The following is a 14,763-nucleotide window of genomic DNA, read 5'->3' as shown; positions in this document are numbered from 1 at the left end:
TTTTATGATAAAGGCAATTATCGCTACGCAAGCACTTGCTAAAGCCGCTGCAACTGCAAAAACCGGATACGTTTATGCCTGGCCACACAGGAAAAATTGGTGGGAAATGCAGCGCATGAAAACTATTCTTAAAATAACAATCACTTTTCCCATTTTCATTTGTTTATATTAGGTTTGCTGCCACTTTAAAAAACCGGTACATTCAAAATTTCTTACATGAACTTCAAGCGCATTAATAATTATACGGGTTGGGTGGTTTGCCTTATTGCCTGTACTGTTTATATAATGACCAGCGAAGCTGGCGGCAGCCTTTGGGATTGCGGTGAATTTGTGAGCAGTGCTTTTAAAGTACAGATTCCGCACCCGCCGGGTGCGCCCCTATTTGTTTTGCTGGGCAGGATTTTTATTGTGCTTTTTGGCGATAACCCTATGACCGCCGCTAAAGCTGTGAACATTATGAACGCCCTTGCCAGCGGCTTTACCATCTTATTTCTATTCTGGACGATAACGCATTTTGCCCGCCGTATTGCACTGGGCACCAGCAGGAACAATAATGAGCTTACCAAAACGCAACTGGTAACCATTATGGGCGCCGGTATAATTGGTGCTTTGGCTTATACGTTTACCGATTCATTCTGGTACAGCGCCGTTGAAGGCGAAGTATATGCACTAAGCTCTTTCTTTACAGCCATTGTTTTCTGGGCCATTCTTAAATGGGAACATACGGCCGATGAACCCGGTGCCGATAAATGGATTGTATTGATCTTCTTCCTGATGGGTTTATCCATTGGCGTGCACCTGCTGAACCTGCTAACCATTCCTGCCATTGTAATGGTTTATTTCTTCCGTAAGCGTGAACATTTTCGTTATGAGGCTATAAGAAAATATTTTATAAGGCTTACTGTTATCGGTGGTATTTTGGGTTTTATTGTGGCGTTGGCAAGCGCCAGTGCGCAAGGCGACAGTTCAAGGGGCGTGCCAATGGACGCTACGGTTGCCGGCCTTATTCTTTTGGGTGCAGCCGCCGCAATAGGTTTATTATATTTAGTTGAAAGCTATAATAAAGACCGTAAAGATTTTTATGGCGGCACTTATATATTTTTCGTGCTAAGCTGTGTTATCGTTGGCGTGGTGCAGGTGGGTGTAATCCAGGTAACAATTAAGGCAGCCGGTTATTTCGACATCTTTTTTGTGAATTCACTGGGTATGCCATTCTTCTCCGGCTTTACTGTATTTTTTGTGCTTTTGGCGGCGCTTATATGGCTTGGCCTGCGCGTTGCTTCAAAAAAAGGCTGGTATTATTTGCGCCTGGGTTTATGGTGCCTGGCTTTTATGCTGATAGGTTACAGCTCTTATTTAACCACGCTTATCCGCAGTAATGCCGATCCAGCCGTTGACATGTATAATGTTGATAACCCTATGAGCCTGGTTGGTTATCTTGGCCGTGAACAGTATGGTGATTTTCCAATACTATATGGTCAGAAATTTACAGCGCAGCCCATCGATTCAAAAGAAACTGATTCTTACCAGAAAAGTAAAGACAAATACATAAAGGTTGTCCGCAGCTATAAATACGTTTATAACAAAGAAGATAAAATGGTTTTCCCGCGTATGTGGGATGCCAGCAACGATCAGAACCATGCAGATTATTATGCCGTGTTTATGGGCATCCAGAAAAAACAGGATGGCACGTATGAACGGCCGCCTACTTTCATGGATAACATGCGTTTCTTTGTAAGCTATCAGAACTACTTTATGTACCTGCGCTATTTCTTCTGGAACTTTAGCGGCAGGGAAAATGATTTGCAGGGTTTGTACGCAGGCAATGTACGCGATGGCAACTGGATATCAGGCATTCCATTTATGGATAGCGCACTCTATGGCGATCAGACTTATTTGCCTGATAGCATTAAATACAATAAAGCGCATAACACCATGTTTATGCTGCCCTTTATTCTGGGATTGATTGGCATGTTCTATCATTTCCGCAAGAAAGGCAGCGATGCACTGGTTACACTCTTACTTTTTTATTTCACCGGCTTTGCCATTGTCATTTATCTTAACCAGGCCGGTTACCAGCCGCGTGAACGTGACTATGCTTATGTAGGCTCATTCTATGCATTTGCAATATGGATTGGCCTGGCGGTGCCTTACTTTGCGGAAATGGCCACCAAATGGGACCCGAAGGCATTAAAATCTATGCTGATTTCCGGCGGCATCTTCGCCGCGCTGTTTTTATTTGGCGCATTGGCAGCGGGCGGCGGCATAGGATTAGGAATTGGCTTTGCGATTTTGTTTGGTGCTATTGCAGCAGGCGTTCCTTATATTTTTAAAATGCTGAAAAGCCCTTCAACTATTGCGTACGCATCTATAGCTGTATCGCTGGCAGTGCCGGTGTTAATGGGTCAGCAGGAATGGGACGATCACGACCGCAGTAAAAAACAACTGGCCCGCGATATAGCCAAAGATTATCTTGAAAGTTGCGCACCCAATGCCATTCTTTTCACCTTTGGCGATAACGATACTTACCCGCTCTGGTATGCACAGGAAGTAGAAGGCATACGCCGTGACATCCGTGTTATTAATACAAGCCTGCTTGGCACAGACTGGTACGTAAACCAGCTTCGTTATAAAGTAAATGAAAGCGCCCCGATTGATTTAATTCTTTCCGCAGACCAGATTGAAGGTAATAACCGCGACGTGGTTTTCTTTAATACAAACCCTCAATTTCCGGAAGACCGCTTCTATGATCTCTACCAGATGATGAAGGATTATGTGGGAAGCGATGTTTCGCTCGTTGGCGCACAAAACGGTAACAGGTATAATACTTTCCCGGTACATAAAGTGGCATTGCCCGTAGATAAGCAACTTGTATTAAATAACGGCACGGTTAATAAAACAGACAGCGTAGTAGATGCCGTTCGTTTCAGCATTCCTAAAAATAATTTGTACAAAAACGACCTGGCTATTTTATGTGTGATCGCTGCTAACAAGTGGCAACGCCCCATCTATTTCACCATGCCTTATGGTGAACTTGGGTTTAGCAATTATATACGCAGGGACGGCCTTTCTTATCGCCTTGTACCGGTTGAAGGCAGTGGTGTAAACACTAACTGGACGTACAATGTTGTCATGAATAAATTCGCGTTTGGCGGTGCCAATATTCCGGGTGTTTATTTTGATGAAGAAAACCGCAGGCATTTAAATACTATACGTAAAGCTGAAGTTGACCTTGCATTTGATTTAATTGAAAAAGGCAAAAAAGATTCGGCAAAAGCGGTGCTGCAAAAAGTAGATAAGAATATGCTGCAGCAAAACTTCCCCTATGGAATGGTTAGCCGCGGCAACGATCATAACCAGCTTTCACTGGCTGTAATGCAGGCAGCTTATATGGCAGATGATAAAGCCCTGGCTGAAAAAATTGCCACCTCTGTAAAAACCGATCTGCAACAGCAGTTAAAATATTACAATTCACTCTCCGGCTGGCAGGCAAACGGGTTGGCCTACGAAAAACAGGGCGCCCAGGAATTACTGGACCGTTTAAGCCAGGTGCAGCAGGCATTGGGCGGCGGCAATCTTCCCCAGGCACCTGAAGAGGGCGGGGAGTTAAAGCCGGCTGTAGATTCAACAGATACCGCTAAACCGGCAACGGATACAGCTAAATAACAGCGGCACTAAAATAATTTAGCCACAAAGGCACTAAGACGCGAAAAAGATTAGCCCCTGGTGCCTTTGTGTTTTGCAGTATAACTATTAAAAATTTTATGGATGATATTTGCCCCTTGTAATTGTTTTACAGGTTGGTATTAAAACAAGACTACCAATTCATTAATTTGAGTAAAGGTTCATCTTCAAATTAATTGTTATTTATTGGAACGATTTTTACAGTCAATATTTACAGGTAATGCATCCATCCATAACAGAATTACTTCTATTAGGCTTAGGCGTTGGCGCATTTGGCACCCTCATAGGGGCGGGTGGTGGTTTTATACTGGTACCGGTATTGGCTATAATATATCCCGATGCAAAATCTGATCTCATCACTTCTATTTCACTGGCCATTGTATTTTTAAATGCCACATCGGGTTCGGTGGCTTATGGAAACATGCGGCGGATAGATTATAAATCGGCGGTTGCATTTGGCATAGCAACTTTGCCGGGCTCAGTTATCGGGGCCATATTAACAGGTTATGTGCCGCGGCATGCGTTCAATATGATTTTGGGCAGCGTGCTGGTGATTATTGCCATCTTCCTGTTTATAAAACCGGGTGAAGGCGCTTATGCCAAAAAGGAAGATTTAAGAGCCTCCACGCATCGGAGCTTTACCGATAAGCTGGGCAACCATTATGATTATTATTTCAACATCCGCACCGGCATAATACTAAGTTTTTTTGTGGGGTTTCTGTCAAGCTTTTTAGGAATTGGTGGCGGCATTATTCATGTGCCTGCTTTGATAAGCCTGCTTAATTTTCCGGCGCATGTGGCCACGGCCACTTCGCATTTTGTGCTGGCCATTATGGCGCTTTCGGGCACCATTGTGCATTTGGTAAACGGTACGATGCAGGAAGGTTTACGAACGGCGCTGTTTATTGGCATAGGTGTAATAACGGGTGCACAGATAGGCGCCTATTTTTCCAATAAAGTAAAGGCAAAGGGCATTGTAAAAGCACTGGCGGTGGCACTGGTGATAGTGGGACTGAGGTTGTTGTTTGGGTGAAGTGGAATTGTATAAGATTTATCTGAAACGATTTTATTATTTGAGGAATTTAATATCTGCATTTCTATATCCTTCCGGTGTTTGCTCTTGTTCTAAAACAATTTTTGCACTGTCAAGCCAGTCATGAAATGCTGCAGGATCCATAGGCTCTTTTTCACACAAAGAAAGCTCGCCAAGCAACCCTCCAATATCACCAGGCTTTCCCGTTCGTTTCCAATACTTATCCAGGTAATCAAACATAATTAAGTAAGCTTCTTTTAGAGTCACTTTGTTTTCTAAGCTTAGATTTTCCATGTGAAATTTATTAATGGATTTTTTAGCAGTGCATGACCTGCTAATTTAAGTTGAGTTCTGGATAAGCAGTTACAGCAATATATAAAGTGGTTTTTAACTTATTTATCATTATGTAAACACTTCCGCCCTTTGTCATTGTGTTGAATAAAATGGTTGTTCTAAGTTATTTTATTTTGATTGACAACCTTAAATTCCGGAGATTTATTATCGTTAATATTTGTTTTTCAATTGTCTCAATGATTGCTTCGCAGTTCTCAGTCGCATGGATGATTTGAACAAAAGAAAATCATCCTGCAATGCTCCTTCGAATGACGGGGCGCAGTCAAACTGGATTTATTAAATTAAAGCTGATTGAAAAAACTAAACCACGTCGCACGTCATTTCGACGACAGGAGAAATCTCCCGAAATGGATGATTTGCGATATTTAATTGACAGCTTTAAATTCCGGAGATTTATTATCGTTAATAATTGTTTTTCAATTGTCTCAATGATCGCTTCGCAGTTCTCAGTTGCATGGATGATTCAGGTAAAAGAAAATAATTTTGAAATGCTCCTTCGAAATGACGGCCCCCTGGATAATCTTATCCCAACTCACATTAATGTATGTTATATAATGTGCCGCTAAAAAAGCAGCTACTGAAAAATCAATTATCGTTGGTAAAGTTCAATCTTGCCACCGGGTTCCATAGGCTAAAAACCTTTCTTTAGGAGAGATTCTTCAGCAAATCCACCACGCCTTCTTTCTTCAATATCAAATAACCCAAACGATCGTTGCTGATGCCTTCTTTTAAAGTATAATTAAAGTAAAGCTGTTCATCTTTTACTTCCGTTTCAAAATAGCGGAAGAGTATGTTTGGGTATTGCTTTAAGCCATCGCCAATTTCATATAAGTGAGTGGAAAGAATAAACAGGGCATTGGGTATTTTAAGCAGGCCCTCAATAACGGCGGTGCTGCATTTCATGGCATCCTGCACATTGGTGCCTTTAAACAATTCATCAATCAGTACAAGCCAATTCTTGCCATCGGTTATCTGTTCAATGGTTTTGCGTATGCGCTGCACTTCATTAAAGAAATAGCTTTCACCTTTTATGATGTTATCAATCACATGAATATTGCTGATAAGCCCGTCAAAAAAATTCAGTTGCAAATGCCTGGCGGGCACGCCCATACCGATATGCGAAAGATAAACACTAATGCCCACAGCTTTTATAAAAGTGCTTTTGCCGGCCATATTGGCGCCGGTGAGAAAGAGGAAATTTTTTTGCGGCATTAAAGCAATATCATAGGCAACGGGCGTGGACAATAATGGATGGTACAACTGCATCGCTTCAAAATGCGGCACAATATCCTGCGTAAACTGCGGAAAGGTAAACTGGTATTGTATGCAGGCGGTGGCAAGACTGTACAAGGCATCGAGACGGCTGTATATTTCAATCAGTTCCTGTGCATCCTGCTTATAATGAAAACGTATAAAATGCCCGAAGCGCAGGATAACGGCTGTGGAAAGTTTATTTTCTTTTTTATAGTGAATAATTTCCTGCGGCACAGGTTTTGACAGCAGCATGCGGGTGCGTTCCAGCAGCACGGTGAGGCTTGCAGGAATATTGGGTTTATCCAGCAGGTTGTAAATGGCATGCATGCCCTGCAGAAAATCTATGAAATGCGAAACCGAATAACGCAGCAGCGAATAATCGGACGCATATACAAACTTGTACAGGTTGCTGCTGATGACATCGGTGCTTTTGGGAATGTTGTCAATATGCGATTCGTAAAACTTCTCAATCATCAATACCGAACCGTTGGTAATGGTGACGGGCCACTGGTTATGCACGGCAATGATCTGTTGCAATACCTGCTGCCGTTCTTCAATTTCTTTAATGGAAGAAAGGGTTGTTTTAAGATAATGCTCCAGCCATAACACACCATTACTTGTATTGCAGAAATTAAGGTGGTGCATTAATGACTGCTCTTCATTGTGATCGAATATGGAAAGATCGTAGCGTGTTGTTTTGTCTATTTGCATGTATTCTTGGTTGAGAAGTTGATTTGTTGAACAGTTGATTTGTTAACATCGCAACGTATCAACTTTTCAACCGGCAACTAACGAATAAACTTTAATCTCATTCCCCTATTAGATTCATCAAACTTACCTTTTTCATAAATTAAGTTGCCGTTTATAAAAGTATGCGTAACAGAAGATGGAAATGTAAAGTCCTCCAGCGGGCTCCAGCCACATTTATATAAAATATTTTCTTTACTTACGGTGAAGGGCTTATTTAAATCAACCAGCACGAGATCTGCAAAATAACCTTCGCGAATAAAGCCACGGTCTTCAATTTGAAAACAGGTGGCCACTGCATGGCTCATTTTTTCAACAATCTTTTCCAGGTTTATTTTTCCTTCTTTATAGTAATGCAGCATCAGCATTAAAGAATGTTGCACCAATGGTAAACCGGCATGTGCTTTTTCGTATGGTTCATTCTTTTCAGCCCAAGTATGCGGTGCATGATCGGTGGCAATCACATCAAGCCTGCCGTCTAATAAAGCAGGCCACAAAGCCGCTTTGTTATCAGGCGATTTTATAGCAGGGTTACATTTTATTTGATTGCCGAGACGCTCATAATCATCACTGGTAAAATGTAAATGATGCACGCAAACTTCTGCGGTTATCTTTTTTTCTTTTAAAGGAATTAAGTTGGTGAACAACTGCAATTCTTTTTCGGTACTGATGTGCAGTATATGCAAACGGCTGCCATATTTTTTGGCAAACTGGACGGCGCGGAAAGAAGATTCAAAACAGGCATCTTCATTCCGGATGATGGGATGATCGGATGGCCCGAGTGTTCCCTTTTCAGCTTTTAGCCTTGCAAAATTTTCTTTGATGATCTTTTCGTCTTCGCAATGCGTGGCAATTAATAATTCTGAATTACCAAAAATTTTATCCAGGGCAAGCGGGCTGTCAACAAGTAAATTGCCGGTGGAGGAGCCCATGAATATTTTTACACCGCATATGTCTTTTCGCTTTTCATTGCAACGCATTACCTCATCATAATTATCGTTGCTGGTGCCCATGAAAAAAGAATAGTTGGCGAGTGAAGTATGCTTGCCGATGTTGTATTTGTCTTCCAATAGCTGTTGTGTAAAAGCAGGTGGCTTCGTGTTGGGCATTTCCATAAAGCTGGTAACACCACCGGCCACAGCCGCCTTGGATTCGGTATAAATAGTGGCTTTATGTGTTAAGCCCGGTTCACGAAAATGCACCTGGTCGTCTATAGCGCCGGGCAACAAATGCAGGCCGGTGGCATCTATTTCTTTTATGGCATATTTAAGGCTGATGTTTGGGGCAATCTTTTCAATCCTTCCATCTTTAATTAATATATCGCTGTGGAAGATTTTGTTTTCGTTTATAACCGTTGCGTTCTTAATAAGAAAATCCATTGTTTGCTGAATGTTTATTGCAAATTAAGCCTGAAAAGTATCGCCTGCTACAAAAAAATAAACTATTAAAATAATGATTGAAAGATTAAAAATATTTATCAGGGATAATGATGCCATGTTAACAAATGCAGCAGCAGGTTGAATCTAAAATTATATATGAAACTATGCCTGCCACTGGTAGCACAATAAACTCCTGACCGGTTATTCCGTAAATGAAATCATATTCGGTAATAATTTGTAAGCACCTGCAACACCCGATGATAACTGCGTGGGCAATGAAAGCCCGGAAAAAATAAAATGGCCTTCTCCATATTTTTTTATGGCAATGGAATTGTTTACGGTGAATTTATTATCATAATTTATAGATAAGGGCATTTGAAAACCTGCATCGTTATGTGTATCGAAAATAAACTCTGTTAAGTTTCTTTGCCAGCGCCCGAAATCAGTTGTGGTGATGGTATTTGGAAAATTGAATAAGGTTTTTGCCTGTTGCGAGAAACTTATTTCTGAATTGACACACGGAAGTTTTAATAAAGCGGATGATAATTTAAAAGGTGTATTTAAATTCATTTCATTGCGGCTGTCAAGAAAAATAAGGTTGCCACCTTTGCTTACATAATGCACAACGCTGTCATACTTATCCGCTAAATGATATTGAATATTCTCTATATAAGGGCTTACCACTACTGCAGCCAATGTGCTTAAGCTATCGGAAGAAAAATCAGCAGGCGTTAAAAGTTTTACTTTATAACCTAATTGGGTTAAGCTGGAAGGTAGCCAATCATTATTATTATAAATATACCCAATTGTTTGGCCTGTCGTTTTAATTTCATCGGGAATTATTTTGGTGCGATCACTGTAGAAATAATTTATAGCCGGCAAATAGTTATACCTGATGGTTTTTAGGAAAGAAGAATAAGCATTCTTTTCACCATCTATATCTGTATTAATGATTACACTCAAAATAGCAGCAGAGTCTTTATTAATGCCGGTGGTTTTCAGCGGTACATTTATCGTAAAAGACTCGCCTGCAGTTAAATTCATAATGCTGTCTGTTTCAAAAACTGTTTTTCGGGGTACCTGCTTTACCGTTTCGTTGCTGGTCGTTATCGTAAACCCGGGTTCATAGATTTTTAGTTTCAGGTTTACAGAATCCCTGGAAATATTTGGTTTGAATTTTACAGCTAATAGAGGATTGTTCGTGAAATCGTTGCCCGGCTTCACGTTAGTTAAAACAATATTAGGAGATAAGGATACGATTAATGGGATATTAGTGAATACATTTTGAGCGGGCATCATTGCATCACCTCTTTCAGGCCGGTACTCAACCGGCATTGTAACGTACAGTTCCGTACTATCAACTGTAAGCAGGGCGCTAAGGTTATAATCGGGTTCATCTTCATCTTCGCCAATTAAATACTGGTCTTTTACATCATACATGTATTCATTATTCATTGTGTTTCTCAGCCAGTAAGGCTGTGTTGCTTCCTGGTATCTGTTTACTGCGATCGTTTTACCAAACACGGTGTCTTTCAAAAAGGGAATATTGAAATCGTACTTATTGAAATCAAAGCGTGGGTATGCAATTCCATTCAATACCGCATCAACTGATGTTCTTTTACTTATTGATAACTGAACTTTTAAACTATCGCCGGGCACTGCAAACGGCTGATTACTGTAAGCCTTAAGTGAAATGCCACTGCATAAAAGAATCAGGTTTTGTATTTCACCCAGTTTCCTGTTTTTCCAATTGCTTTTCAAATCAGCATTCAATAATGTTTTATACAGTTTGGTTAATTGCTTAATAGAATGCTCCGGCGCGGAAAAGTTGTAGCGGGCAATCACTTCTTTAATGAGTGGTTGTACAAGGTTAATGATTGTATCATGTAAGTGTTGATAATGTTGTTCAATGCCATCCATAATATCTGTAAACGCACTATCTCCGGCCAATGGTTTCAGGTATATGGTTTGCGCGTTTATTTTATAATCCTTGTCATAAATACTTTTTTGGTATTGCAAGGATGCATTTGCTATTTCTGTTGTTGTCAGACCTGTAAGCGCATTGAAAGTATTGGTGTTGATTGATGCAGTATTATTGTTATCCGGAGGGTCTGTGTATGAATAATCATTGAATAATCCCAGTGTTTTCCAGGGAGTTACACCGTAAGCCATTTGATCGGAAAATGCTGCGGAATCTGCCGCCATTGCAAAAGTATGTTTAATTAAAGATGCTGTAATTTCCTGTTCACTATTAAGCATGGTATCGTTTAATGAAAACGGGGTAATAATAACATCCGGTTTAAAATTTCTTATTACCCAAACAATATCGCTCAGTATTTTCAGTGTGTCCCAGCCCAGGTATAATTGTTTCTCATCGCTAGCAGCACCGGCCTCGTATGCTGTAGTGTAGAAGTTCTCAATGCCATCAAATTTATATTGCTGAATGCTTTCTGCCACATGCACCAGCCCCAGTTCAATACCTTCCTCGCTGCCATATTTATTTTTTAGGTTTTCTCCTCTTGTCAGGCTCATAAAACCTGTTCTGTAATTCTTTTGTTTGGAGAAATAATTGAGTAACGGGATATTTTTATCAGCAGGCGTTACGCCTATATATAAAATGCTGCCAAACGTGTTCAAAGCATTAAGTTTCTGATAAATGTTGGCTGAATTGAAATCTGCATGCTGTGCATTCGTTACTTTGCCACACAAAAAAATAAAGGCTAATACGATGGAGGCCGTGTTGAAGTGTTTTGCTGTTTTTTGAAGCATTATTAAGCGTTTAAGAGGTTAAGTGATAGGAGAGATTGATTTTTAAAAATATTGTTTTTGGATAAGTAAACAAAATTTAAAACTAAAAAATTAGTTCGTCGGGCAGCTTTAATTATAATATAATCATGTGGAAATCCGTTGCCGTTTTCTGCGGCTCTAAGTTTGGAAACAATAAGCTGTTTGCACAACACGCAGAAGCTGTTGGTGTGTTGCTTGCTCAGCAAAATATACAATTGATTTATGGCGGCGGCAGGCGAGGGCTGATGGGCGTTGTAGCTAATTCAGCTATTAAACATAATGGAAAGGTGGTGGGTGTTATTCCGTCTTTATTAAGCGACAAAGAAGATATACATGATGAGCTTGAAACGCTGCACATTGTAGAAACCATGCATGAGCGTAAAAAGAAAATGTTTGAATTATGTGAAGCGGCTGTTATTCTTCCCGGTGGCTTTGGCACACTGGATGAGTTGTTTGAAATGATCACCTGGAATAACCTGAGTATTCATGATAAAACCATCATCCTGCTTAATTCGGATGGTTATTACAATAACTTGCTGGCGCATCTTGATCAAATGCAGCAGGAAGGCTTTTTATATTCGCCCTGGAAAGAAAGTTTTTTTATAATATCGGACCCGAAGGAGTTGACCTCCTTGATGGCTTGAGATAAATATCAAAGCCGCCGCGAATGATGGGAACAGCGTGGCCATAACCATCAACATAAGGAGAATTTTTATCAGAAACCAGGTCAAGGCCTATCATTAAAAAATAACTGCCCTGGGTTACAATACGCTGCCCATAACCAACACCTGCAATAAAGCTTAATGAACTATAAGTAGCATTAGGAATACCAACATTTTTATATTTATAGTTAATCCAGTTTATTTCAGGTTGAAGCTGGGCAAACAAAAATGGCAAAGGATAAATTCTCGTAAAAGCGCCGCCGCCATAATTGAAGCTGGATGCTTTTACATCATCAGTGGTGCCTGCATAATTATAATATGTTTGAGATGCATAATTCAGGTTTAGCACAACACCGGCATCAAGCCACCTGTTAAATGAATAACCTATTTCAGGATTGCCGCCCACGGCAAAACTGCCCGATCCAAATCCGAGCGATAAGCTGCCGCCTAAAAAAACATTCTCTTTTTTAAACCCACCCGGCTCATCATAATTATCGTTATCATATTGCGCCTTTGCTGCAGTTAAACCCGTTAGCGCCAGTATTATTAAAAGAAATCGCTTCATTGTATTGGTTTGATGTTGAACGTAAAGATGTATCAGAAATTTTAAACATTAAAAATTTTAAGGCGCTTTAAGATTTTGTTGGGATGAAGAAATTTTTTTTGCAAACACGAGGTGGAAAACCAACTTTGTTATCTTCCGGGTTTTAATTTTCAAACATGGGTGTAACAGCAAAACATATTATAGTCAAAGGAAAGGTGCAAGGCGTATTTTTTAGAAAGTATGCCAAACAAAAAGCCACAGAACTGGGTTTAAATGGGTGGGTAAAAAATACAGTATCCGGGGACGTTGAAATATTTGCACAGGGAAATAAAGAAGCCATTAATACACTCCTGGAATGGTGCAGGCAGGGTTCGCCGAGATCAAATGTAGAAAAAGTGGAAAGCCGTGATGCGGCAGCAGACACAAATCTCTCAGGCTTTTCAGTGCATTACAATTAAGAATTAAACACAATAGCGCTAAATAATTCCATTCAGGGCCGGGACGGCACCTCTTTGAATAATACCACCGCCAATTACATCATCACCTTCATAAAAAACAGCACTTTGGCCGGGTGCAATACTTTTTACATTATCATAAAACCGGACGCGGATATTGCCGCCATCATTATACAAATTGCTTAACGCACCTTTATCCTTATAACGGATTTTTGTAAATGTTTCCCTTCCATCTTCAATGCTATCATATTTAAGCCAGTTTAGTCTGGCAACAGTCATTTCGGTTTGCTGCAGATCTTCTTCATCACCTAAAACAACTGTGTTGGTGGCAGGTTCAATAGCTGTTACATAAACCGGGCGGCCCAAAGCAATATCCAAACCTTTACGCTGCCCGATAGTATAAAAAGGATAACCTTTATGCTGTCCTAATTTCAAACCGTTTTTATCAACAAACCAGCCGCCGGTAACTTCTTCTTCAAGGCCTTTAACACGATGTTTTAAGAAGCCACGGTAATCGTTATCAGGCACAAAACAAATTTCATAGCTCTCACTTTTTTTAGCCAGTTCAGGATACCCAAAATCATGCGCCATCTGGCGTATTTCTGTTTTATGGTATTTTCCCAAAGGAAGAATGGTGCGGCTTAATAAATCCTGCTGCAGGCCCCATAAAACATAGCTCTGGTCTTTTAATTCATCCAAACCTTTGCTTATATAAAACCTGCCCGTATCATGCTGATGAATATTAGCATAATGCCCGGTGGCAATAAAATCGCAACCCAATGCATTGGCACGTTTCAGCAAAGCCCGCCATTTAATATGCGTATTGCACATTACGCAGGGATTGGGCGTTCTGCCGGCGAGGTATTCTTCCACAAAATTGTCGATAACAAAATCGCCAAACTCTTCGCGTATATCTAAAATAAAATGCGGGAAACCATTTTGTACAGCCGCAGCGCGGGCATCGTTGAAACTATCAAGGTTGCAGCAACCTGTTTCTTTGCTGCTGGTGCCGCTGCTGGCATAATCCCATGTTTTCATCGTAATGCCCACCACTTCATATCCTTCATTATGAAGCATCAACGCCGTAACGGTACTGTCAATACCGCCGCTCATTGCCACTAAAACTTTTCCTTTCCTGCTCATAACTTATCCCTGTAAGAGATTTTGTGCAATTTTAAAAACTGCAAATATACAATGGTTTAAAAAGATGCAGGCGGTTTTGAAGGCTATAGGGTTGATATTAGTATTTTTTAAGAATGTATTTAAACACATACCGGTTAACCGGTTTAATGATTACCGGCCTTATGCAGTAACTAACACTATTTTTGCTTTATGGAATAATAAATTCCATAATAAAGCAGGATTATGAAAAAATTTTATCCATATAAAATAAAAAAAGGATCGGCGGTTAAAATGTCGGAATTATTGCAGCATCCGGAATTGATTGACTACAGGATGGATGAACAAATATGCCGCATAACTGACAATTATAAACCTGAAGATTTTATTAAGAAGGAATGGCTTGATTCATTTGCCGGCGACCAGCTTTACCAGGTTAAGACTGCATATATTGATGACAGGACTTTTATAATATTGAAAAACCTGCTGGAACCACTCGCTGAAATTGTTGCTGTTGAAGAGTAAAGAATTCCGGAATGTAATTGAAAGATAAACGGCCGCAAACAGAACTGGTTTATCGTCTGCAATATCTAAATTCCAATTCGTTTAAACGCCCTTTTTTAATTGCTCTTTTCGCAAGGAAGTTAAAAAAAGGTGCTGCAATTTTTTGCAGGCCCGCCATTTTGGAATTGTTTAAATAAACAAATAGAGCAAGATCAGATAATTTTTTGGGTGTTCCTGTTGC

At 40.3% G+C, this 14,763-nt stretch carries 11 protein-coding genes; 5 read left to right on the top strand and 6 right to left on the bottom strand.

Annotated elements, in window-relative coordinates; all coding sequences use genetic code 11:
* Positions 1 to 216: 216 nt before the first annotated feature.
* Together ACTHN6_RS06240 and ACTHN6_RS06235 are read left to right on the top strand one after the other, a co-directional pair.
* A complete protein-coding gene (locus tag ACTHN6_RS06240; protein ID WP_440434867.1) occupies positions 217 to 3,666 on the top strand; it encodes a glycosyltransferase family 117 protein in 3,450 nt (1,149 codons plus the stop codon).
* A 238-nt stretch (positions 3,667 to 3,904) separates the two neighbouring features.
* A complete protein-coding gene (locus ACTHN6_RS06235; protein ID WP_440434866.1) occupies positions 3,905 to 4,717 on the top strand; it encodes a sulfite exporter TauE/SafE family protein in 813 nt (270 codons plus the stop codon).
* 36 nt (positions 4,718 to 4,753) lie between these two features.
* Here the strand turns inward: ACTHN6_RS06235 and ACTHN6_RS06230 are convergent, their stop codons facing one another.
* The 4 genes from ACTHN6_RS06230 to ACTHN6_RS06215 form a co-directional block, all read right to left on the bottom strand.
* A complete protein-coding gene (locus ACTHN6_RS06230; RefSeq protein ID WP_440434865.1) occupies positions 4,754 to 5,011 on the bottom strand; it encodes a hypothetical protein in 258 nt (85 codons plus the stop codon).
* Between the two features lie 705 nt (positions 5,012 to 5,716).
* The gene (locus ACTHN6_RS06225; protein WP_440434864.1) at positions 5,717 to 7,036 is read right to left on the bottom strand and encodes a MutS-related protein; all 1,320 of its coding nucleotides are present in this window, start codon (positions 7,034 to 7,036) and stop codon (positions 5,717 to 5,719) included.
* Between the two features lie 77 nt (positions 7,037 to 7,113).
* The gene (locus tag ACTHN6_RS06220) at positions 7,114 to 8,451 is read right to left on the bottom strand and encodes a dihydroorotase (protein WP_440434863.1); all 1,338 of its coding nucleotides are present in this window, start codon (positions 8,449 to 8,451) and stop codon (positions 7,114 to 7,116) included.
* Positions 8,452 to 8,652: 201 nt separating this feature from the next.
* Positions 8,653 to 11,220 (bottom strand): hypothetical protein, encoded by a 2,568-nt coding sequence (locus tag ACTHN6_RS06215; protein WP_440434862.1) that lies wholly within the window; start codon positions 11,218 to 11,220, stop codon positions 8,653 to 8,655.
* A 125-nt stretch (positions 11,221 to 11,345) separates the two neighbouring features.
* On the opposite strand from ACTHN6_RS06215, the gene ACTHN6_RS06210 reads away from it, so the two are divergent.
* Positions 11,346 to 11,882, top strand: coding sequence for a TIGR00730 family Rossman fold protein (locus tag ACTHN6_RS06210; RefSeq protein ID WP_440434861.1), 537 nt, complete (start codon positions 11,346 to 11,348; stop codon positions 11,880 to 11,882).
* Here the strand turns inward: ACTHN6_RS06210 and ACTHN6_RS06205 are convergent.
* Entirely contained in the window at positions 11,839 to 12,465 is a 627-nt protein-coding gene (locus tag ACTHN6_RS06205; RefSeq protein ID WP_440434860.1) for a hypothetical protein, read from the bottom strand. The genes ACTHN6_RS06210 and ACTHN6_RS06205 overlap by 44 nt on opposite strands.
* Positions 12,466 to 12,620: 155 nt before the next feature.
* Between ACTHN6_RS06205 and ACTHN6_RS06200 the strand changes: the two genes are divergently transcribed.
* Positions 12,621 to 12,902 (top strand): acylphosphatase, encoded by a 282-nt coding sequence (locus ACTHN6_RS06200; RefSeq protein ID WP_440434859.1) that lies wholly within the window; start codon positions 12,621 to 12,623, stop codon positions 12,900 to 12,902.
* 18 nt (positions 12,903 to 12,920) lie between these two features.
* On the opposite strand, the gene mnmA is transcribed toward ACTHN6_RS06200, so the two are convergent.
* On the bottom strand, positions 12,921 to 14,042 hold the full coding sequence (gene mnmA / locus ACTHN6_RS06195) for a tRNA 2-thiouridine(34) synthase MnmA (RefSeq protein ID WP_440434858.1): 1,122 nt from the start codon (positions 14,040 to 14,042) through the stop codon (positions 12,921 to 12,923).
* Positions 14,043 to 14,264: 222 nt separating this feature from the next.
* Here mnmA and ACTHN6_RS06190 point away from each other — a divergent pair, with 222 nt between their 5' ends.
* A complete protein-coding gene (locus tag ACTHN6_RS06190) occupies positions 14,265 to 14,543 on the top strand; it encodes a hypothetical protein (protein ID WP_440434857.1) in 279 nt (92 codons plus the stop codon).
* Positions 14,544 to 14,763: the final 220 nt, after the last annotated feature.

This window comes from Parafilimonas sp. (assembly GCF_051953455.1).
Classification (GTDB): Bacteria; Bacteroidota; Bacteroidia; order Chitinophagales; family Chitinophagaceae; genus Parafilimonas.
Note: the sequence above shows the minus strand (reverse complement) of the source record. Positions and strands in the feature narration are given on the sequence as shown.

Excerpts from the sequence above, each read along its gene's own strand:
- ACTHN6_RS06240 (WP_440434867.1), top strand. The coding sequence starts at position 217 with ATGAACTTCAAGCGCATTAATAATTATACGGGTTGGGTGGTTTGCCTT.
- ACTHN6_RS06235 (WP_440434866.1), top strand. The coding sequence starts at position 3,905 with ATGCATCCATCCATAACAGAATTACTTCTATTAGGCTTAGGCGTTGGC.
- ACTHN6_RS06230 (WP_440434865.1), bottom strand. The coding sequence starts at position 5,011 with ATGGAAAATCTAAGCTTAGAAAACAAAGTGACTCTAAAAGAAGCTTAC.
- ACTHN6_RS06225 (WP_440434864.1), bottom strand. The coding sequence starts at position 7,036 with ATGCAAATAGACAAAACAACACGCTACGATCTTTCCATATTCGATCAC.
- ACTHN6_RS06220 (WP_440434863.1), bottom strand. The coding sequence starts at position 8,451 with ATGGATTTTCTTATTAAGAACGCAACGGTTATAAACGAAAACAAAATC.
- ACTHN6_RS06215 (WP_440434862.1), bottom strand. The coding sequence starts at position 11,220 with ATGCTTCAAAAAACAGCAAAACACTTCAACACGGCCTCCATCGTATTA.
- ACTHN6_RS06210 (WP_440434861.1), top strand. The coding sequence starts at position 11,346 with ATGTGGAAATCCGTTGCCGTTTTCTGCGGCTCTAAGTTTGGAAACAAT.
- ACTHN6_RS06205 (WP_440434860.1), bottom strand. The coding sequence starts at position 12,465 with ATGAAGCGATTTCTTTTAATAATACTGGCGCTAACGGGTTTAACTGCA.
- ACTHN6_RS06200 (WP_440434859.1), top strand. The coding sequence starts at position 12,621 with ATGGGTGTAACAGCAAAACATATTATAGTCAAAGGAAAGGTGCAAGGC.
- mnmA (WP_440434858.1), bottom strand. The coding sequence starts at position 14,042 with ATGAGCAGGAAAGGAAAAGTTTTAGTGGCAATGAGCGGCGGTATTGAC.
- ACTHN6_RS06190 (WP_440434857.1), top strand. The coding sequence starts at position 14,265 with ATGAAAAAATTTTATCCATATAAAATAAAAAAAGGATCGGCGGTTAAA.